19 protein-coding genes are annotated in these 18119 nt (G+C 70.1%); 6 read left to right on the forward strand and 13 right to left on the reverse strand.

Annotation, left to right across the window (positions count from 1 at the left end; translation table 11 throughout):
- Nucleotides 1-5 precede the first annotated feature (5 nt).
- The 6 genes from O7617_RS24810 to O7617_RS24835 all read right to left on the reverse strand — a co-directional run bounded on the left by O7617_RS24810 (nt 6) and on the right by O7617_RS24835 (nt 6940).
- The gene (locus O7617_RS24810) at nt 6-1466 is read right to left on the reverse strand and encodes an NAD-dependent succinate-semialdehyde dehydrogenase (RefSeq protein ID WP_282258473.1); all 1461 of its coding nucleotides are present in this window, start codon (nt 1464-1466) and stop codon (nt 6-8) included.
- A 108-nt stretch (nt 1467-1574) separates the two neighbouring features.
- Entirely contained in the window at nt 1575-2651 is a 1077-nt protein-coding gene (locus O7617_RS24815; protein WP_282258475.1) for an ABC transporter ATP-binding protein, read from the reverse strand.
- Complete coding sequence (locus O7617_RS24820; protein WP_282258477.1) at nt 2651-3718, reverse strand: ATP-binding cassette domain-containing protein; 1068 nt, start codon at nt 3716-3718, stop codon at nt 2651-2653. The genes O7617_RS24815 and O7617_RS24820 overlap by 1 nt, the downstream gene beginning before the upstream one ends.
- Nucleotides 3718-4629, reverse strand: coding sequence for a carbohydrate ABC transporter permease (locus tag O7617_RS24825; protein ID WP_282258478.1), 912 nt, complete (start codon nt 4627-4629; stop codon nt 3718-3720). The genes O7617_RS24820 and O7617_RS24825 overlap by 1 nt, the downstream gene beginning before the upstream one ends.
- Entirely contained in the window at nt 4629-5561 is a 933-nt protein-coding gene (locus tag O7617_RS24830; protein WP_282258480.1) for a sugar ABC transporter permease, read from the reverse strand. Before O7617_RS24830 ends, O7617_RS24825 begins: the two co-directional genes overlap by 1 nt.
- Before the next feature lie 14 nt (nt 5562-5575).
- Nucleotides 5576-6940, reverse strand: a complete 1365-nt coding sequence (locus tag O7617_RS24835) for an extracellular solute-binding protein (protein ID WP_282258482.1) — start codon at nt 6938-6940, stop codon at nt 5576-5578.
- A 493-nt stretch (nt 6941-7433) separates the two neighbouring features.
- Here O7617_RS24835 and O7617_RS24840 point away from each other — a divergent pair, with 493 nt between their 5' ends.
- The 3 genes from O7617_RS24840 (at nt 7434) to O7617_RS24850 (ending at nt 9640) form a co-directional block, all read left to right on the forward strand.
- Nucleotides 7434-8138 (forward strand): GntR family transcriptional regulator, encoded by a 705-nt coding sequence (locus tag O7617_RS24840; RefSeq protein WP_282258484.1) that lies wholly within the window; start codon nt 7434-7436, stop codon nt 8136-8138.
- A gap of 91 nt (nt 8139-8229) precedes the next feature.
- The gene (locus O7617_RS24845) at nt 8230-8799 is read left to right on the forward strand and encodes a DJ-1/PfpI family protein (RefSeq protein ID WP_282258486.1); all 570 of its coding nucleotides are present in this window, start codon (nt 8230-8232) and stop codon (nt 8797-8799) included.
- Nucleotides 8800-8818: 19 nt separating this feature from the next.
- Complete coding sequence (locus O7617_RS24850; RefSeq protein WP_282258488.1) at nt 8819-9640, forward strand: alpha/beta hydrolase; 822 nt, start codon at nt 8819-8821, stop codon at nt 9638-9640.
- A 125-nt stretch (nt 9641-9765) separates the two neighbouring features.
- Here O7617_RS24850 and O7617_RS24855 read toward each other — a convergent pair whose 3' ends face one another.
- The 3 genes from O7617_RS24855 to O7617_RS24865 form a co-directional block, all read right to left on the reverse strand.
- Nucleotides 9766-9951 carry a hypothetical protein gene (locus tag O7617_RS24855; protein ID WP_282258489.1) on the reverse strand — a complete coding sequence of 62 codons (186 nt, stop codon included), beginning with the start codon at nt 9949-9951 and terminating at the stop codon, nt 9766-9768.
- 11 nt (nt 9952-9962) lie between these two features.
- Nucleotides 9963-11054, reverse strand: coding sequence for a Gfo/Idh/MocA family oxidoreductase (locus tag O7617_RS24860; RefSeq protein ID WP_282258490.1), 1092 nt, complete (start codon nt 11052-11054; stop codon nt 9963-9965).
- Nucleotides 11055-11116: 62 nt separating this feature from the next.
- Nucleotides 11117-12088, reverse strand: coding sequence for an aldo/keto reductase (locus tag O7617_RS24865; RefSeq protein ID WP_282258491.1), 972 nt, complete (start codon nt 12086-12088; stop codon nt 11117-11119).
- Nucleotides 12089-12216: 128 nt separating this feature from the next.
- Between O7617_RS24865 and O7617_RS24870 the strand changes: the two genes are divergently transcribed.
- Entirely contained in the window at nt 12217-12738 is a 522-nt protein-coding gene (locus O7617_RS24870) for a MarR family winged helix-turn-helix transcriptional regulator (protein WP_282258492.1), read from the forward strand.
- 15 nt (nt 12739-12753) lie between these two features.
- On the opposite strand, the gene O7617_RS24875 is transcribed toward O7617_RS24870, so the two are convergent.
- The 4 genes from O7617_RS24875 to O7617_RS24890 all read right to left on the reverse strand — a co-directional run bounded on the left by O7617_RS24875 (nt 12754) and on the right by O7617_RS24890 (nt 16171).
- The gene (locus O7617_RS24875; protein WP_282258493.1) at nt 12754-13797 is read right to left on the reverse strand and encodes a PHB depolymerase family esterase; all 1044 of its coding nucleotides are present in this window, start codon (nt 13795-13797) and stop codon (nt 12754-12756) included.
- Nucleotides 13798-13866: 69 nt separating this feature from the next.
- The gene (locus O7617_RS24880; protein ID WP_282258494.1) at nt 13867-14547 is read right to left on the reverse strand and encodes a GPP34 family phosphoprotein; all 681 of its coding nucleotides are present in this window, start codon (nt 14545-14547) and stop codon (nt 13867-13869) included.
- Complete coding sequence (locus O7617_RS24885; RefSeq protein ID WP_282258496.1) at nt 14544-15263, reverse strand: hypothetical protein; 720 nt, start codon at nt 15261-15263, stop codon at nt 14544-14546. Before O7617_RS24885 ends, O7617_RS24880 begins: the two co-directional genes overlap by 4 nt.
- A gap of 26 nt (nt 15264-15289) precedes the next feature.
- Nucleotides 15290-16171: an ABC transporter ATP-binding protein gene (locus O7617_RS24890; RefSeq protein WP_282258498.1), complete on the reverse strand. Its 882-nt coding sequence runs from the start codon at nt 16169-16171 to the stop codon at nt 15290-15292.
- A 107-nt stretch (nt 16172-16278) separates the two neighbouring features.
- Here O7617_RS24890 and O7617_RS24895 point away from each other — a divergent pair, with 107 nt between their 5' ends.
- Nucleotides 16279-17421: a histidine kinase gene (locus tag O7617_RS24895; RefSeq protein WP_282258500.1), complete on the forward strand. Its 1143-nt coding sequence runs from the start codon at nt 16279-16281 to the stop codon at nt 17419-17421.
- Complete coding sequence (locus O7617_RS24900) at nt 17418-18020, forward strand: response regulator transcription factor (RefSeq protein ID WP_282258502.1); 603 nt, start codon at nt 17418-17420, stop codon at nt 18018-18020. Before O7617_RS24895 ends, O7617_RS24900 begins: the two co-directional genes overlap by 4 nt.
- Nucleotides 18021-18119: the final 99 nt, after the last annotated feature.

Raw genomic sequence — 18119 nt, forward strand, 5'->3', positions numbered from 1 at the left:
GCCGGTCACGGTAGGTCGATCGCCGCGTAGGTGAGGTCGAGGTATTCGAGGATCCCCTCGTGCGACCCCTCCTTGCCGATCCCGGACTGCTTCACGCCGCCGAACGGAGCTGACGGGTCCGAGATCAGGCCACGGTTGACGCCGACCATCCCCGTCTCCAGCCCCTCGGTGAACCGGATCGCCCGCTGCAGGTCACGGGTGAAGACGTAGCCGACCAGGCCGTGCTCGGTGTCGTTGGCCTTCGCCAGCACCTCGTCGTCGGACGTGAACGGGATGATCGGCGCCACCGGGCCGAAGATCTCCGCCCGCAGCATCCGCGCGTCGTCGGGCACGTCGACGAGGACGGTGGGCGGGTAGAAGTGGCCCGGCCCGTCCGGACGTTCGCCGCCCACCAGGACCCGGGCGCCGCGATCGACCGCGTCGGCGACGAGTTCGCCGATCGTGGTGACCGAGGCCTCGTCGATCAACGCCCCGACGTCCACGCCGTCGTCGAGACCGTGGCCCACCGACAGCGCGGCCATCCGCTCGGCGAAGCGCGCCGTGAACTCCTCGCGCACCGGTTCCTCGACGTAGATCCGGTTGGCCGCGATGCAGGACTCCCCGATGTTGCGCATCTTGGCCACCATGGCGCCGTCGACCGCGACGTCCAGGTCGGCGTCCGCACACACGATCAGGGCCGCGTTGCCGCCCAGTTCCATCGAGGTACGCAGTACGGTGTCCGCGGCCTGCCGGAGCAGCACGCGCCCGACCTCGGTCGACCCGGTGAACGAGAGCTTGCGGGTCCGAGCGTCGGCGAGCAGTGCGGAGACCACGTCGCCGGAACGCTTGGTGGTGACCACGTTGACGACACCCGGGGGGACGCCGACCTCCTCCATGATGCGGGCCAGGAGCAGCATGGTGAGTGGCGTCTGGCCCGCCGGCTTGGTGATCGTCGTGCAGCCCGCGGCCAGCGCGGGAGCGATCTTGCGGGCACCCATCGCCAACGGGAAGTTCCAGGGCGTCACGAAGACGCACGGCCCGACCGGCTTCGGCACGGTGAGGATGCGGTATCCACCGGCGGGGGCGGTGCTGTAGCGCCCCTCGACACGTACCGCCTCCTCGGCGAACCAGCGGAAGAACTCGGCGCCGTAGGCGACCTCGCCCCGCGCCTCGGCGAGCGGCTTTCCCATCTCGAGCGTGATCAGCCGGGCGATCTCCTCGGATCGCTCGGTCAGCGCCCGGTACGTCGCGGTCAACAACTCCGACCGTCTCCGTGGCGGGGTCGCCGCCCACCCCGGCATCGCCGTGCTCGCCGCGTCCAGGGCGGCGAGCCCGTCGACGACGTCGGCGTCCGCCACCTCGGCGATGGTCTTGCCGGTCCCCGGGTCCTCGACGGCGAAGGTGGCGCCGCTCGCGGCGTCGCGCCAGGCGTCGCCGATCCGGAGCCGCCGGTACTCGGGGGGCAGGACGTCCATCGGGTCACTCATTGCGTCGCCTCCTGCGATCTTCTCGGTGATGGGCAGGACGACGCCCCGCCCACCGACCGTCTTCTCGGGCCACCTGCGGGCGCAGCGCACCGTCACCGCCCGGCGCGGCTACCGCCCAGCCTCGGACAGCGACAACCCGGTGTCCGCGTCGAAGAGGTGCGCGCGGTCCAGGTCGACGGTGACCTGCAGCCGTTCGCCCGGCGTACCGGTGACTGTGGGTCGTGCCTTGACCTTGAGGATCGTCGTCCCCACCCGGACGTCGACCACCGTGCGGTCACCGAGCGGTTCGAGCCCGTAGAGCTCTCCCGGCAACGACGCGTCCCCCCGCTGCTCGACGGACAGGTCCTCCGCGCGCAGACCCAGCAGCAGCGCACGACCGTCCTCAGCCGTGGTCCACCGGGGCCGCGGCAGTGTCCAGCCCTCCGCACCGACCAGACGATCTCCCTCGGCGCGGCAGGCGAGCAGGCTGATCGGCGGGCTCCCGACGAATCCCGCGACCCACTGGTTGGCGGGACGCTCGTACACCTCGGTCGGTGTTCCGACCTGTTGCACGGTCCCCTCCTTGAGGATCGCCACCTGGTCGGCCATGGACAGCGCCTCGACCTGGTCGTTCGTCACGTAGACGAAGGTCGCGCCGAGGCTGCGGTGGATGCGGGTGAGCTCGGTGCGCATCTCGACGCGGAGCTTGAGGTCGAGGTTGGTCAGCGGCTCGTCCATGAGGAACGCCCGCGGACTGCGGACCAGCGCCCGGGCCAGGGCGACGCGCTGCATCTCACCGCCCGACAACTGCGCGGGGCGACGCTGCAGCAGACGTTCGATGTGCAGCAGCTTCGACATCCGCTCGACGGCGGCGGCGATCTCGGTCGACGAACAGCGGCGGGCCCGCAGCGGCGACGCGATGTTCTCGTACACCGTGTGCCGCGGATAGAGCGCGTAGTTCTGGAAGACCATGGCCAGGTCACGTGCGGCCGGGGTGTCAGCTGTCGCATCCCGCCCGTCGAGGTGCACCGACCCGGCGTCGAGCTTCTCCAGGCCGGCGATCGCGCGCAGGGTCGTCGTCTTGCCTGCCCCGGAGGGCCCGAGCACGACGAAGAACGAGCCGTCCGGCACGTCAAGCGTCACCCCGTCCAGGGCCTGGACCTTGCCGAAGGACTTGCACAGCCCCTGCACTGCCACGGTTCCCATCAGGCCACCAGCTCTTCCGTGCTCACGTCGTAGACCACCGGGGTGCCGCCGGTGTGCCGTAGTCCGACCGATGCGTCAGCGGTGAACCGGACCGTCGGTGGCATCCGAACCCGAAGGTCGCGCCCGCCGCCGTGGTCGACCACATAGATGATCTCGTCGCCCAGCCACTCCGCCGAGACCACCCGGGCAGCGACCGAGCGCTCCGCCCCGGGTGCGGTGACCTCCAGCGACTCCGGCCGGACGCCCGCCACCAGGCGGCGGTCGCGCGAAAGGCCCGGCGGCGGGGTGAGGACCAGCCCGCCCTGCCCCCGCAGCTTCCCGTCGGCCACCTCGACGTCGATGAGGTTCATCGGCGGGGAGCCGATGAACGCGGCGCAGAAGAGGCTCGCCGGGCGGTCGTAGACCTCCAGCGGGGTGCCGATCTGCTCGACGCGGCCCTTGTTGAGGATGGCGATCCGGTGACCGAGCGACATCGCCTCGATCTGGTCGTGGGTGACGTAGACCATCGTCGCCCCCAACTCTCCCTGCAGGTGCTTGATCTCGGTGCGCATGTCCGCCCTCAGCTCCGCGTCCAGGTTGGTGAGGGGTTCGTCCATCAGGAATGCGCGGGGTCGTCGCACCAGGGCGCGAGCGAGCGCGACGCGCTGCTGCTCCCCGCCGGAGAGTTGGCGCGGTCGCCGGTCCAGCAGCGGACCGAGCCGCATCAGCCGGGCGGCCTCGGCGACCCGCTCCTGCACCTCCGCCTTGGGCAGTCCCTCGGCCCGCAGCGGGAACGCCAGGTTGTCGCGGGTCTTCAGGTGCGGGTAGAGGGCGTAGAACTGGAACACCATGGCGATGTCGCGCTCGGCGGGCGGCAGGTCGTTGACCAGCGTGTCACCGATGCGGATGTCGCCCGACGTCTGCCGCTCCAGGCCGGCGATGGCCCGCAGGGTGGTCGTCTTGCCGCACCCGGAGGGGCCGAGCATCACGAACAGCTCGCCGTCGCCGATGGACAGGTCCACGTGCTCGACCGCGACCGTCCCGTCCGGGTAGCGCTTGTGCAGCGCGGTCACCTCGATGCCCGCCATCAGCGTCGCACCGCCCCGAGCGTCACACCGGCGATGAGGTGTTTGCGGACCAGATAGGCGAAGACGAGCACCGGCAGGGCGAACACCACGGAGGCGGCGGCGACGAGGCCCCAGTCCGTGGTGGTGCCCCCGATGAGCCCGGCGATGGCGGGTGGCGCCGTCCGCACGCCGTCGCTTGAGGTGAGGAAGATGGCGAACACGAACTCGTTCCACGAGAAGATGAGGGCGAACACCGCCGTCGCGGCGATGCCGGGCACGAGCAGGGGAAGGGTGAACCGCCAGAACGCCTGGAGGCGGGTGTAGCCGTCGAGCATGGCGGCGTCCTCGTACTCCGCGGGCACCTCGTCGACGAAGCCCTTCATCATCCAGATCGTGAACGGGACGTTGAACGCGGCGTAGATGAGGATCAGGCCGAGTTTGCTGTCGATGAGCCCGACCTGGCGGTACATCAGGAAGATCGGGATCACCACCACCACGGGCGGCATGAAGCGGGTGGAGAGGATGAAGAACAACTGGTCCTTCTTGGCCTTCACGGCGAAGCGTGAGTAGGCCCAGGCCGCCGGGACGCCCAGGACGGTGGCCAACACCGTGGAGACCCCGGCGACCACGGCGGAGTTGAGGAACGCGACGGAAAGCGCCGAGCGACCGCCGCCGGGTGCGACGAACACGTCCTTGAAATGCTCGAGGGTGACCGTGAAGCCGAAGAACTTGGCGGGGATGGCGTAGACGTCCCGGTTCTCCTTGATGGACGTCTCGATCATCCACAGCACCGGAAAGAGCATCACCACCGCCAGCAGGACCAGCAGCGCGACCTCCACCCCGGAGCGGCCCCGGCCGCCCAGGCGGCGTGCGGGGGGCGTGTGGTCCCGGGTAGGACCTGTGGACACGGCCTCGTCGACGGAGACGGCCATCAGCCCTCCTTGAGCTTGTTCAGGTAGCGCAGGTAGAGCTGCGTGAGGACGATGACGACGAGGATCATGAGGATTCCGTACGCCGAGGCGGTACCGGTGTTGAAGCCCAGGAACGCGACCTTGTAGACGTGGAACGACAACGTCTCGGTGGAGACACCCGGGCCGCCGTTGGTCAGGATGTAGACGAGGTCGAACAACCGGAAGGCCTCGATGCCCCGGAACATCACGGCGATGAGGAGCAGCGGCCACACCAGCGGAAGGGTGATCGTGCGGAACTTGAACCACTCCGACGCCCGGTCGATCGAGGCGGCCTCGTACAGGTACTTGGGCACCGCACTGAGGCCGGCCAGCGCGATGAGCATGATGAACGGCGTCCACTGCCAGGTGTCGACCACGATCAGGGACACCAACGCCGTCCGCTGCCGGGTGAGCCACTCCACCTGGCCCAGGCCGAGCGAGCCGAGCATGCTGTTGACCACGCCGAACTGCGCGTCGAGCATGAAGCGCCAGAACAGCCCGACCACGACCGGCGACAGCATCATCGGAATGAGGAAGAGCGTGGTCAACACTCCGCGCCCGTGCGTCCGCCGGGAGATCAGGTAGGCGATGGTGAAGCCGAGCACGGTCTGCAGGCCGACCGCGCCGATCACGTAGATCAGCGTCGTCAGGGCCCGCTGGTGGACCTGCGCCGACGTCAGGATGGCGGTGTAGTTCCCGAACCCGATGAACTCGGCGGGCCCGCCACGGGTGGCCGAGTAGTCGGTGAAGGACAGGTACAGCGACCACAGCAGCGGGAACACCGACATGCCGAGCAACAGCAGCAGTGCGGGGGAGATGAAGAGCACGGCGAGCCAGCGGTCACTCAGCCGCAGGGACCGACCCGGCGCGGGTGACGTCGCCGACGCCACCCGCCCGAGCTGATCGGTTTCCACAGGTACGGGGTCTTTCACAGCCCGCCGCCACCCTTGCGGTTGCTGGAGTCGAGCACCGCCTGCTGCTCCTTGGCGATGTCGTCGAGCGCTTCCTTCGGCTTCTTCGCGCCGTTGAGAGCCGCGTTGACGTTGGTGTTCTCGATGTCGACCAGACGCGCGTACTCGGGCACGTTCCACATGTCCCGCATCCGGGGCACCGAGTCGGCGTACACCTTGTTGAACGGCCCGGCGTTGAGGAACTCGGGTGACTGGATCGCGTCCGTACGCGACGGCACCCCACCGGCCGCGGCCCACTTCTTCTGGATGTCGGCCTGCTCGAACCACTTCATGAAGTTGAGGGCCTCGGCCTGGTTCGCGCTGGCGGAGTAGGCCGACACGTGCATTCCCATGCCGCCGAGCGGGACCAGGTTCGTCTTCTGGCTCGGCAGGGTGGCGAAGCCCAGCTTGTCGAGGATCTGCTCCCGGGTGGTGCCGAGCGTCGACTGCTTCGGATCGAGCAGACCGCCGCTCGCGGCGATCCAGTTGAACGCGATGCACGCCTTGCCCTGGGCGACCGCCGCGTTCACCTCGTCGATGAACCAGTTGCCGGAGCCCTTGGCGGTCAGCGGCTTCATCTTGTTGACCAGGACGTCCATCGCCTCCTGGCCGGCGGCGTCGTTGAGAACGCCGTCGATCTTGCGCGTCTTGGCGTCCCAGAGGTTGCCGCCGTAGACGCCGTTGACCGTGTTGTAGGTGACGGCCGCGGCGTCGGAGCCGTTGGCCTGGTGGAAGGCCAGGCCGCTGACGCCGGGGTTGTCCGTCTGGCACTTCGCGGCGACTGAGATCATCTCGTCCCAGGTCTGCGGTGGCTTGTCGCCGATCAGGTCCTTGCGGTAGATCATCGTCCAGGTGTCGCCGAGCAGCGGCAGCCCGTACAGGCTGGCGTTCTCGTCGCGCTTGCCGGTCTCCGCCTGCGGGAACTGGCCGTAGGCCGCCAGGAGGTACGGGTCGTAGGCGGCGACCTCGATGTTGCTCTTGACGAAGTCGGTGAGGTCGAGGATGTTGCCGTTCGTCACCGCTTCGCCGATGTGCTGCGAGTCCAGGATCGCGATGTCGAAGTCGGTCTTGCGCGCGGCGAACTGGGTGAACATCGCGTCGTGCCAGTTCGCGTTCGGCACGGTGTTGACCTTGATGGTGGTGTTCGGCCGCTCCTTCTTGTACTCCGCGTTCGCGAAGTCCTCCAGCGCCTTGGCGGGCGGCCAGTCGAACCAGATGAAGCTGAGGGTCAGCGGGTCCTTGGTGAGCTCCGGGACGGTCGCCGGTGCCTTCGGGGCGCTGGCCTTCCCGCCGTCGTCCTTGCTGTCGCCACACGCGGTCACGGTCGTGGCCACCAGCAGCATGGCTGCCGTCGCGAGTTGGACCTTTCGACCGCGAAGGGATGTCCGTCCTGTTCGCTTCAGATATCGCATCGTCAAGCCTGCCTTCTGGGTTCGGACTTCTAGGCCTCGCTATGTGCTTCGCCGAGCAGTTGCTGGTTGTTCGGGTGTGCCGCCGGGCCGGCGCGGGAATGACCCGCGCAGCGGCGTCACGGGTGCGCCGCGATGTGCCGGGTCCTCCCGCTGCCGGGAAGACCCGTGGTCCCCGCTGCCAGGTGCGGGACCGAGCAGCGTGTCGAGCATGATCATGGAGCTGCACGTGATCGAAGTGGGGCGATGGCGGGAGCTTCCGCGATGGTGCAGGATGGCGGACGCCGGTCGCTTTTCCTATACGATCCGGTGGGGGCGTCAGCATGTCGCAGTGTGGTGACTGATGTCAACAGGTTCCCGAAGGCGTAAGAGAGGACCTCAGGTCTCAATGGACGACGAAGCGATGACCCCGCGGGGCCGGAGGGCCGTGACGAACGGGACGTCGCCGGCGAGAGCCGGCGGCCGGCTTGCCGACGAGGTGTACGACACGCTGCTCGGACAGCTGATGTCGCTACGGATCGAACCGGGCTCCCGCGTCACGATCGACGTCCTGGCGCGAGAGCTCGGGGTCTCGCAGACGCCGATCCGGGACGCCCTGAACCGCATGGAGGCCGAGGGTCTGGTCGTGCGTGTGCCGCACGCCGGCTACCGCATCCCTCCCCAGATCACCCGGCACCGGTTCGAGGACATGCTCGAGGTCCGCCTGCTCCTCGAACCGGCAGCGGCACGCCGATCCGCCGAACGCGCATCCGTCGAGCAGGTGGCCGGTCTGCGGCGGATGCTGGAGGAGATGGCGGAGTTGGAGGGGGGCAGCGGGCCCGCGGCGTACGGTGCCTTCGGGCTGCGCGACGCCGCTTTCCACGATCTCGTCGCCCTGAGCGCGGAGAACCAGGTCATCCGGGAGGCGCTCGCGCGCCTGCACAGCCACGTGCACCTCTTCCGGCTGCACCACGACACCCAGGTCACCCACCTGGCCATGGCCGAGCACGAGGACGTGGTGGCGGCGATCGCCGCGCGTGACCCCGACGCCGCCGCCTACGCGATGCGCCGGCACATCCTGCGCTCCGGCGAACGTTTCCGCCGATTGTTCGATGAGGTCACCGAGGTGAATGGAGTGGCGGTAGAGGCTTGACGGGTCGGCCGGGTCGAGCGATGCTAACGCGATCGGATCAGATCGGATCTGATCGAATCCTCCCACCCGTCCCAGATGCGAGGAGAAGCAGGTGCCCAGAGCGCTGCTCCTGACCGGCGACGCCGCCGAAGAACTCGACACCATGTATCCCTACTACCGCGTGCAGGAGGGCGGCTGGGACGTCGACGTCTCGTCCCGGACGATGCGTGACGTGCAACTGGTCATCCACGAGTTCGACCCCAACTCCGACGCCTACGTGGAGAAGAACGGCCGGAAGCTGCCGGTCGACGTGCCCTGGGCCGACGTCGACGTCGAACGCTACGACGCCCTGATCATCCCCGGCGGACGTGCTCCGGAGTGGATTCGGGTCGACGCCGACGTCAGGCGCATCACCGAGCACTTCTTCGCGCGCAACCTCCCCATCGCGCTGGTGTGCCACGGCGCGCAGGTGCCGGCGGTCTACGGGCTGCTCAAGGGCCGGAAGACGGCGTGCTTCCCGCCCATCACCGGTGACATGGAGAACGCGGGCGCGACGGTCATCGACGCTCCCGACGTCGTGGACGGCAACCTCGTCTCCTGCCGGGGCTGGCCCGACATGCCGCAGTTCGGCCGGGCGATGATGGAGGTCTTCTCGAAGTCCGTCAGTCCCGCATCGGCATGAGCGCAGCTGGTCTGCCCCGGTGACGACACGTCGGACCGTCGTGGTCGACGGTTCCCCCGTCCACGTCCTGGAGTGCGGCACCGGGCCGGCGGTGCTGATGCTGCACGGCTCCGGACCCGGCACGACCGGGTCCGGAGCCTGGGCGGCGACCGCGCAGGCGCTCGGCCCGTCCTGGCGCCTGGTGGCTCCCGACCAGGCGGGGTTCGGCCGCACACCGGTCCCGGCGGGCTCCAGGGGTGGGCTACGGCTGTGGACGGAGCAGGCCGCCGGCCTGATGGACGCCCTCGGTGTGCAGCGCTACGCCGTGGTGGGTCACTCGATGGGCGGTGCCGTCGCGCTGGCGTTGGCCGCGGCGCGCCCCCAGCAGGTCACCCGTGTCGTGGCGGTCTCCACGATGGGCGCCCCCGGGGCACCGCTCTCCGCCGACCTCGACGCGATCTGGGCCGCCCCCGCCGGCCCGCTCGGGGCACGAGACATGCTGAGTCGCCTCGTCCTCGACCAGGCGCTCGTCACCGATGCGGCCGTCGACGCCCGGGCGACCGCGATGCGAGCGGGGGAGGCCGCGTTCGCCTCGTTGTTCCCGCCGCCCCGGACCCGTTGGAACGACGACCTCACCCTCTCGGCGCGGACGCTGGCCGCGATCCGCGCGCCCGTGCTGCTCGTGCACGGCGCCCAGGACCGAGTCACCCCGCTCGGGACGGCAGCCCAGCCCCTGCTGGAGCACCTGGCCGACGTCCGTCTGCACGTGTTCGGCCGATGCGGGCACGTGCCGGCGATCGAGCACCCGCACGAGTTCCGGCACCTGCTGTCGTGCTTCCTCGACCGGGGCCGGGGTCACTGACCGTTGCGGCAGGTGCGCGGCCACGCGGAGGGGGCCTGCTTCCCGACCGCGAGCACGTCGCAGGGTGGCCTGCCCTCCTCACCTGAGGAGGGAGGGCAGGCCACCCGTTGGGGTCTTCGGTGCGGTCAGGAGCGGCCGACGACGGCGGTCACCCGGATCTCGACGCGCATCTTCGGCGCGGCCCGAGCCGCGACACCGATCATGGTCCAGATGGGGGACCGGTCACCCATCCGTCTGCGGAACTGCTCCACCGTGAGCTCGCCGTGCCCGCGCACGTGCGCTCGGTGCGGCGGCACGTGCTCGACCCCCACTCCCGGAACCGCTACTGGCGGGTGCCGGTTCGGGCGGCGCGCTCGACTGCGGCGACCAATCGGCTGTTGTGGGCGGCGTGCCCGAAGCCCGGGGTGTGGTGGGTGCCGTTGGCGATGTCGCGTGCCAGGCTGGCGTACACCTCGCCCACGTTGATGGAAGCGCCGTTCCAGATCTCCGCGGCGGTCGGGCCGGTGCCGGTGGCGACGGGACGGTCGGGCGCGGTGAAGTCGACGCTCGACGACAGCGTGAGGTCGCCGACCTGAACGCCCGCAGGGTGGTTGCCGGTCAGTCTCAGCCAGCCGTCCGAGCCGCGGACCTCCAGACTGAAAGCGGCGTCCGTCGGGGGTACGCCGGCCAGGATCTGCACCCCCACGCTGGGGCCCGACGAGGTCTTGACGATGGCGTCGAGGTGGTCCGGCACCTCCCGGGTGGTGACGGCGCCGGTGTCCACCAGCTTCACCTCCGGCCACAGGATCTCCGTGCGCGCGTCGATCTCGGTGATGTCGCCGAGGACAGCCTCGACCACGTCCAGGACGTGACCCGCCGCGATCGTCAGGAAGCCGGCGCCCGCCGCGGCCTTGTCGAAGTACTCGTACGCGCTCACCGACTCGGGGCCGTTCCCGAAGGTCGTCGCGGCTACTCGCGCCGACAACAGCCGCCCGAGGCGCCCGGCCTCGATGATCTCCGCCGCTCGGCGCACCGAGGGGTTGAGCCGGCCCTGGAGGCCGATCGCGGTGTGCAGCCCTCCGGCGGCTTCGGCCATCTCCTCGGTCTGCGCGACGCTGGCTCCCAGTGGTGACTCGGAATACACCGCCTTGTTCGCGGCGAGGGCTGGAAGCACGAGGTCGCGGTGGGCCGGGACCTTGACGGCCACGGTGACGAGGTCGATCGACGGATCGTTGATGAGGTCGAGCGGGTCGGCGTACCAGCGTTCCGCGCCGAAGGCTTTCGCGGCCGCGCGAGCACTCTCCTCGCGACGGGTTGCTACGGCGGCCAGGACGAACTGCGGCTGTGCTGCCAGCGCGGGGATGTGCGATGCGCCGGCCCAGCTCGCCTTCGTGTCCGCGCCGATGATGCCGACCCGAATCACCTTGTTCTGCATGACGTGCGGCTCCGTTCGATGAGGTGCGACCGGGACCGGCCGCTGCGTGGTGTTCTGCGTTCTCAATCGTCGATCGCGTCCATGTCGGGCTCGGCGTGGCGCTCGCCGGACGCCGGCGTCAGGTCGTCCAGCCGGGCGATCTGGCCGGCGGTGAGTCGGGTCCCGTCTGCGGCGCAGTTCTCCTCCAGCCGGTCGACACGCCGGGTGCCCGGAATAGGCGCTATGCCTTCGCCCTGCGCGAGGAGCCAGGCCAGGGCGACCTGCGCGGGAGTCGCACCGGCCTCGCCGGCGATGTCGCGGACCTCGTCGACGATGCGCAGGTTGCGCGTGAGGTTGTCACCGATGAACCGGGGGTTGGTACGCCGCCAGTCGTCTGCGTCCAGGCCGTCGAGCGAGCGGATGTCGCCGGTGAGGAAGCCGTGCCCGAGCGGCGAGTAGGGCACCAGGCCGATGCCGAGTTCCCGCAGCGTGGGCAGCACGTCCGCCTCGGGGTCGCGAGTCCACAGCGAGTATTCCGTCTGGACGGCGGCTACCGGATGGACCGCGTGGGCCCGCCGGATCGTCGTCGCGGACGCCTCGGAGAGGCCGATGTAGCGCACCTTGCCCGCGGTGACGAGGTCGCGCAACGCTCCCACCGTCTCCTCGATGGGGGTCTGGCGGTCCACCCGGTGCTGGTAGTAGAGGTCGATGTGGTCGGTGCCGAGTCGTCGCAGCGAACCGTCCACAGCGGCGCGGATGGTGGCCGGACTGCTGTCCGGACCCGGTCTGCCGGTGTGCGAGACGAGACCGAACTTGGTGGCCAGGGCCACCTCGTCCCGGCGGCCCCTGATCGCGCGACCCACCACCTCCTCGTTGACGTACGGCCCGTACACCTCGGCGGTGTCCAGGTGCGTGACGCCGAGGTCCAGAGCGCGCTGGATGGTGCGGATCGACCCGGCTTCGTCGTGGCCGGCGCCGGTGTAGTAGGCCGACATTCCCATGGCACCGAGGCCGATGCGGGAGACCTCGAGGCCGCCCAGCGAGGTGGTGTGCATCAGGTGGTCCTTCCGTGGATCGGCGGCCGGTTCGTGCCGCCGAGGAGGCACGCTCAGGCAAACTTGACGCTTCAAGTTCTACTCCCTTCAACTTGAAGCGTCAACAAATAGCTTGTATTGTGATCCACATGACGAAGAAGGAGGCGGAAAGGCCCAGCGGCCCCGTTGCCGAATCCCGGTGGTTGAGCGACGACGAGCGGGCGGCGTGGCTGGCCAACTCGGCGATCATGATCAGCCTGCCGGCCGCCCTGGACGCACGGATGCAACGCGAGTCCCAGCTGACCTTCTTCGAGTACATGGTGCTCTCGGTTCTCTCCGAGGAACCGGAGCGCACCATGCAGATGAGCCGCCTCGCCGCTCGTACGGCCGCGTCGCTGTCCCGCCTGTCACACGTCGTCGAGCGGCTGGAGAGGCGCGGGCTGCTCGCCCGGGCCCGGGTCCCCGGCCCCGGCAGACGCACCAACGCCGTGCTCACCGACGTCGGCTACCAGGCGGTCGTGGCTGCGGCGCCGGGGCACGTCGCGGCGGTTCGGGAATACCTGATCGACCAACTCGAACCGCACGAGCTGGCAACGTTGACGCGCATCGGCACCGCGGTCGAGGCCGCCATCAGCCGCCCCGCGGCACCGCCCGGGACGGCCGCGCGGTAGCCCCGGTGGCCGGCCTCATCGCATCGGGTGGCGCTCGGCGAACTCCCACACGATCGCGCTGGCGTCGGGGCCGGCGTGATCGGTGTAGCGGCCGTCGCCGTCCGGGCCCGGCCACGCGTGCCCCATGTCCTGGACGCGGTACGCCTCGACGACCGACGAACCGTCCGGTGCCGTGATCGTCGAGTGCGTGTACGCGTGCCGTCCCTCGGTGGCCGGCACGGACACGGTCTCCTCGGTCGGGGCGAGGCTTCCGTTGGGCAGCCCGTCGTCGACGAGATCGCCGACCGCGGTCCAGTGGGCGACGAGGCGGGTGGCGACCAGGGGCGGCACGACCTCGTCCCGCTCACCCTGGATGATCAGCAACGGCACCCGGCGAGCCCGCTCACCCATCTGGGCCCAGGCCTGACGTGCCGTGTCCAGCGGTGGCGTCGCGTCCGGGTCGTCCGGGTCGACCTGGTTGAGGCCGTACTCTCCGCCGGCCACCGAGGTCACCGTGGCGAAGACGTCGGGGTGGGTCGCGGCGAGGATGACGGCTGTCCCCGCGCCCGACGAGGCTCCGGCCACGTGCACCCGCGCGGGATCCGCGTCGTACTCCTCGACCACCTGGCGGGCGACACCGGCGAGCAGCGCGGGTTCGCCGGTGTGCCGCTGTTGGTCCCGGGGATCGGCGGAGTTCCAGCAGGCGATCACGTTGCGGGAGATCAGTTGCGTGGGATAGACGACGATGAAGCCCTCCCGGTCGGCCAGGCGGTTGAACTGCGTCGTGGACTTCATGGAGTTCCACCCGTAGCCGGTCATCGCGCAGCCGTGGATCGCCATGACGACCGGCAACCCGGCTTTTTCGTCCTGTTGGGGCGGAACGTGGACTTGGTAGCGCTGCGACCCCGCAGCGCCGTTGTAGACGTGGTTGCGGTCGCCCTCGCCCAGCTGCCAGGGCAGGCCGAGTTGAAGACCGGCGACGCCGACGCTGACGGCGGCCACGACGGTGACGAAGATGCCGGAGACGATCCGGAGCCATCGTCGTCGTGGACGACGCGGCGGGTGCGGCGGTGCGGTCACGCGGGCCTCCTCTGCGGTACGGGATCCACGTCGGACGGATGTCCTGGCCGGTTCCTGTGCACCAGGGCCTCAGCCCCGGGGAAGCACGGAGATGGCCACGACGGCGCTGTTGACGACGGTGGCGGTCACGGTGCGGGTCACGGCTGCCCCCGCTGCCTCGGCGCCCCAGTCGCCCCGCTCGAGCTCCTTGGCTCGGCTGATCACCGGTGACGTCCACGGGATCTCGCGGTGGAACTGCGGGAGGGTCCCGCTCGCCGAGAGCAGCGCCGCGAGCGCGGCGACCCGGGCCTGCGGCTCCGCACCGTCCACGAGGACCCGCCGGACGTCGGCGAGCAGGCGGGAGCGGCGTTCGGTCCGGCCGTCGCGCAGCGCCGTCGTCCGGAACAGGCCGAGCACCTTACGGGGCTCCTGGTCGATGTCGCCCCGCGCGACGAGCCGCTGCAGAACCGGCTCTCGCAGGGTGGGACCGATCGCGGCCAGTGCCGTCTGCACCCCTCGGGGTTTCTCGGCGAGGTAGTCCCACGCCCGGCGCAGGAGGTCGTCCGACGGCGGGTGACCGGCGACGCTGCTGACCCGCTGCCGGTCCGTCGTGGTCAGGTGCTCGCCGAGGGCGAGGTCCGCGAGGACGGCGCCGCCGAGGACGTAGAAGAGGGTGTTCTCGCCGGCGATGGTCCCGGATGCGGGTTGGAACAGGAGCAGGAGGAGGTCTTCGACGAGGGTCGGGGCGTCCGACCGGGGTTCGGTGGTCATCGGCGGGGCTCCCAGCGGAAGAGTCGGGTGGCGAGGGCGACGGCGATGACGACCCAGCCCAGCGTGGGCGCGAGCAGGAGCAGGGAGTCGATCACGGCGACGCCGCCGTTCCAGGCGTTCATCGTCAGCTCGGTGGCCGCTCCGCCGGGCAGCAGTCGCTTGAGCCAGGCGAGGTTCTCGGTGCCGGAGATGCCGACCCAGCTGGCCACGGCGATCACACCGAGGGTGACGGGCAGGGTGGTGACCTGGGCGTGCTCGGGGGAGTTCGTCAGCCCGGCCGTGGCCAGCGCCAACCCGATCATCATGGCCACGGTCGCGAGGACCGCCACCACCAGCAGGGCGACGTTGTCCGGCCCGCCGGCGACCACGGCCAGGGCGATCAGGATCGCGGACACCTGCACCACGGTCAGCAGGAGTACGGGCAGCAGCAGACCGGCGAGGATGCCGGCGTCACCTTCGGCGGTGGACCGCAGCCGCTTGAGGAAGAGGTTCTGACGGCGGGACGCCAGGGTGGTGACGGCCGTGGCGTAGAGCCCGAAGGCGGCCACGGTGAACAGCACGATCGCGGCGATGTACCCGAGGCTCCCGATGGCGGCGTAGGTCTCGTGCTGACGGACGAAGAACGCGGACACCGCCGCCGGGATGATGAGGCTGGTGATCAGCACCAGCCGGTTGCGGAAGATCTGGATCAGTTCGCTGGACGCGATGGACAACACGGTGACGGGCCTCTCGGAAGAACGAATCAACTGTTGATGGCGCGGAACACGTCGTCGAGCCGGGTCGGTCCCGCCGCCAGGTCGCGCAGTTCCACGGCGTGGTCTTGCGCCCAGCCGAGCAGGAGGTGCAGGTCCTTCTGCAGTTCGAAGGACTCGACGGTGACCTTCCCGTCGGCGTCGACGACCGCCTGCAGCGGTAGCGGCGGGACCGGCGCGGCGAGGGAGAAGCGGATCACGCCGGGCAGGGTGCGGGTCAGCTCGGAGACGGTGCCCTCGCGGTGCAGGGTGCCCTCGTGCATGAGCCCGATCCGGTCGGCGCGCTGCTGCGCCTCCTCCAGGTAGTGCGTGGTGAGCACGATCGTGGAACCGTTCTCCCGCAGCCGGTCCACGGTCGCCCAGACGGCGTCGCGGGACTGGATGTCGAGGCCGGTCGTCGGCTCGTCCAGGAAGATCAGCTCCGGGGTGCCGTAGACCGCGGTGGCGAAGTCCAGCCGCCGCTTCTCCCCGCCGGACAGCTGGGCCACCTTGCGGCCGGCACGACCGGTGAGGTCGACCACGTCGAGCACCCGGTCGACGTCGTCGGCACGTCGGGTGAGCCGGCCGACCAGGCCGACGGACTCCCGCACGGTGAGGTCAGGGGAGAATCCGCTCTCCTGGAGCATCACGCCCATCCGGGGACGTACCGCCCGGCGGTCGGCGGGGCTGTGCCCGAAGACGCGTACCGTGCCCGACGTCGGCTTCCGGTGCCCCTCGACGACCTCCAGGGTCGAGGTCTTCCCGGCGCCGTTGGTGCCCAGCAGCGCGTAGAGCTCTCCGGGCCGTACCTCGAAGGAGAGGTCCTTCACGGCGTGGAAGTCGCCGTAGGTGAGGTTCAGCCGTTCGACTTCGATGACTGGTGTGGTGGACATGCACCAATGACAGCGCGGGCGCGGCCGTTCCGTCAGTGGCGCCATGTCACCACCCCATGTGACGCGGTGTCACTGGTCGCCGCCTCCGGCTGCCCGATACTGGTCTGGTGACCGCCAGGCCGCCGCGCTTCACCGAGTCGACGCAGGGAAGGCTGCGCCGGCTCAACCTCGCCACGTCACTGCCGCCGGTGGTGTTCGCCGCGGTCGTCCTGGTCCACACCGACGCGCGTACCTGGTGGCACGTCGTCGTCCTGGCGCCGGGAGCCGTGGCGGCCCTGGTGGCCTTCGAACGGTGGACGGCCAACGACCTGGCCCGGGTGGCGCTGCCCTGCCTGGTCGTGGCGGGAGCGGTGTGGCCGCTGGGGGTCCTGGTGACCGGCAGCCCCAACGCCTACTGGGGGTTCTGCGCGGTGGGTTCGCTCGCCATGCGCGAGGTCCGGCGGCACCGGAGACTGGCGCTGACCGGGCTCTTCGCCTACGTCGCCGCCGTCGGCGCGGCGCGGCTGCTGGTGCAGCGGGACGACATCGGTCACGTCCTGGTCACCTACGTTCTCATCCCGACCGTCCTCACCGTCATCGTGACGGTCTTCACCATCCTGGGCGAGCGGTTCTTCGACCTCATCCGCGAACTCGAACAGACCCGGGAGCGGGAAGCGGAACTCGCGGTGATCCGCGAACGCGTCCGCTTCGCCAGCGACCTGCACGACATCCAGGGCCACACCCTGCACGTGGTGAAGCTGAAGATCGCCCTGGCGCAGCGGCTGCTGCTGCGCGACAGCGCCCGCGCGGAGAAGGAACTGCGGGAGACGTACGCGCTGGTCAGCGACACCATCGCGCAGACCAAGGAACTGGCGTACGCGCAACGGCGACTCAACCTCACCGCGGAGATCGAGAACGCGAAGAACCTGTTCGAGGCCGCCGGCATCCGGGTGCGGGTGACCCGGGAGGCCGAGGTCGACGCCCGCGTCGGCGAACTGCTCGGTCAGGTGCTTCGCGAGACCACGACCAACATCCTGCGGCACGCGCAGGCCACCCAGGTGCAGATCACGCTCTCCGAATCGAGCATCACCATCGTCAACGACGGCGTGACCGCCACCTCGCCCCCCGAGCTGCGGGGGCTGGCGGCACTCCGGCAACGGGTGGCCGGCGACGGAGGGGAGCTGACCGTGGAACAGCAGCAGGGACGCTTTCGGACGGCGGCGACGTTCCCCGTCGTGCGCGCCGGCGCGGACCGGGGTGCCGGTCGATGACCACGATCGTGCTCGCCGACGACGAGGCGCTGCTGCGTACGGCCCTGGCCGCGCTGCTGCCGATGGAGGGCGACATCACCGTTCTCGCCGAGGCGCAGGACGGCCGGACGGCCGTCGAGGCCACCGTGCGGCACGAGCCCGACGTGTTGGTCATCGACCTGGAGATGCCGGGCGTGGACGGCCTGGGCGCGGTCGCCGAGATCCGGCGTACGCGCCCGGAGCAGGTGGTCCTCATGCTGACCCGGCACGCCCGCCCCGGCGTGCTGCGTAAGGCGTTGAAGCTCGGTGTCCAGGGCTTCGTCAGCAAGTCCGCCGAGCCGGCGCACATCTCCTCCGTCATCGCCACCCTGCACGCGGGCAAACGCTGGATCGACCCGGACGTGTCCGCGCTCGCCGTCACCGAGGACAACCCCCTCACCGACCGTGAGGCCGACGTGCTGCGGGTCACCGGTGAGGGCTACTCGGTCGCCGACATCGCCGCACGCCTGCATCTCGCGCCCGGCACCGTCCGCAACTACCTCTCCAACGCGATGCGCAAGACCCAGACCCGGACCCGCCACGAAGCGGCCCGCTACGCCCGCGAACACGACTGGCTGTGACCGGCCCGGCCTCTCCTCGCGGGCGCGTCCATCCCACACCAACGCGGCGGTCGAACTCGACACGCTCCCTCGGCGATGCCGAATCAGCATGAACACCGC

It is taken from the genome of Micromonospora sp. WMMD1155, from assembly GCF_029581275.1.
Lineage (GTDB): Bacteria > Actinomycetota > Actinomycetes > Mycobacteriales > Micromonosporaceae > Micromonospora.

Excerpts from the sequence above, each read along its gene's own strand:
- O7617_RS24815 (WP_282258475.1), bottom strand. The coding sequence starts at position 2,651 with ATGGGAACCGTGGCAGTGCAGGGGCTGTGCAAGTCCTTCGGCAAGGTC.
- O7617_RS24825 (WP_282258478.1), bottom strand. The coding sequence starts at position 4,629 with ATGGCCGTCTCCGTCGACGAGGCCGTGTCCACAGGTCCTACCCGGGAC.
- O7617_RS24835 (WP_282258482.1), bottom strand. The coding sequence starts at position 6,940 with ATGCTGCTGGTGGCCACGACCGTGACCGCGTGTGGCGACAGCAAGGAC.
- O7617_RS24870 (WP_282258492.1), top strand. The coding sequence starts at position 12,217 with ATGACGAAGAAGGAGGCGGAAAGGCCCAGCGGCCCCGTTGCCGAATCC.
- O7617_RS24865 (WP_282258491.1), bottom strand. The coding sequence starts at position 12,088 with ATGCACACCACCTCGCTGGGCGGCCTCGAGGTCTCCCGCATCGGCCTC.
- O7617_RS24900 (WP_282258502.1), top strand. The coding sequence starts at position 17,418 with ATGACCACGATCGTGCTCGCCGACGACGAGGCGCTGCTGCGTACGGCC.
- O7617_RS24860 (WP_282258490.1), bottom strand. The coding sequence starts at position 11,054 with ATGCAGAACAAGGTGATTCGGGTCGGCATCATCGGCGCGGACACGAAG.
- O7617_RS24810 (WP_282258473.1), bottom strand. The coding sequence starts at position 1,466 with ATGAGTGACCCGATGGACGTCCTGCCCCCCGAGTACCGGCGGCTCCGG.
- O7617_RS24880 (WP_282258494.1), bottom strand. The coding sequence starts at position 14,547 with ATGACCACCGAACCCCGGTCGGACGCCCCGACCCTCGTCGAAGACCTC.
- O7617_RS24820 (WP_282258477.1), bottom strand. The coding sequence starts at position 3,718 with ATGGCGGGCATCGAGGTGACCGCGCTGCACAAGCGCTACCCGGACGGG.
- O7617_RS24890 (WP_282258498.1), bottom strand. The coding sequence starts at position 16,171 with ATGTCCACCACACCAGTCATCGAAGTCGAACGGCTGAACCTCACCTAC.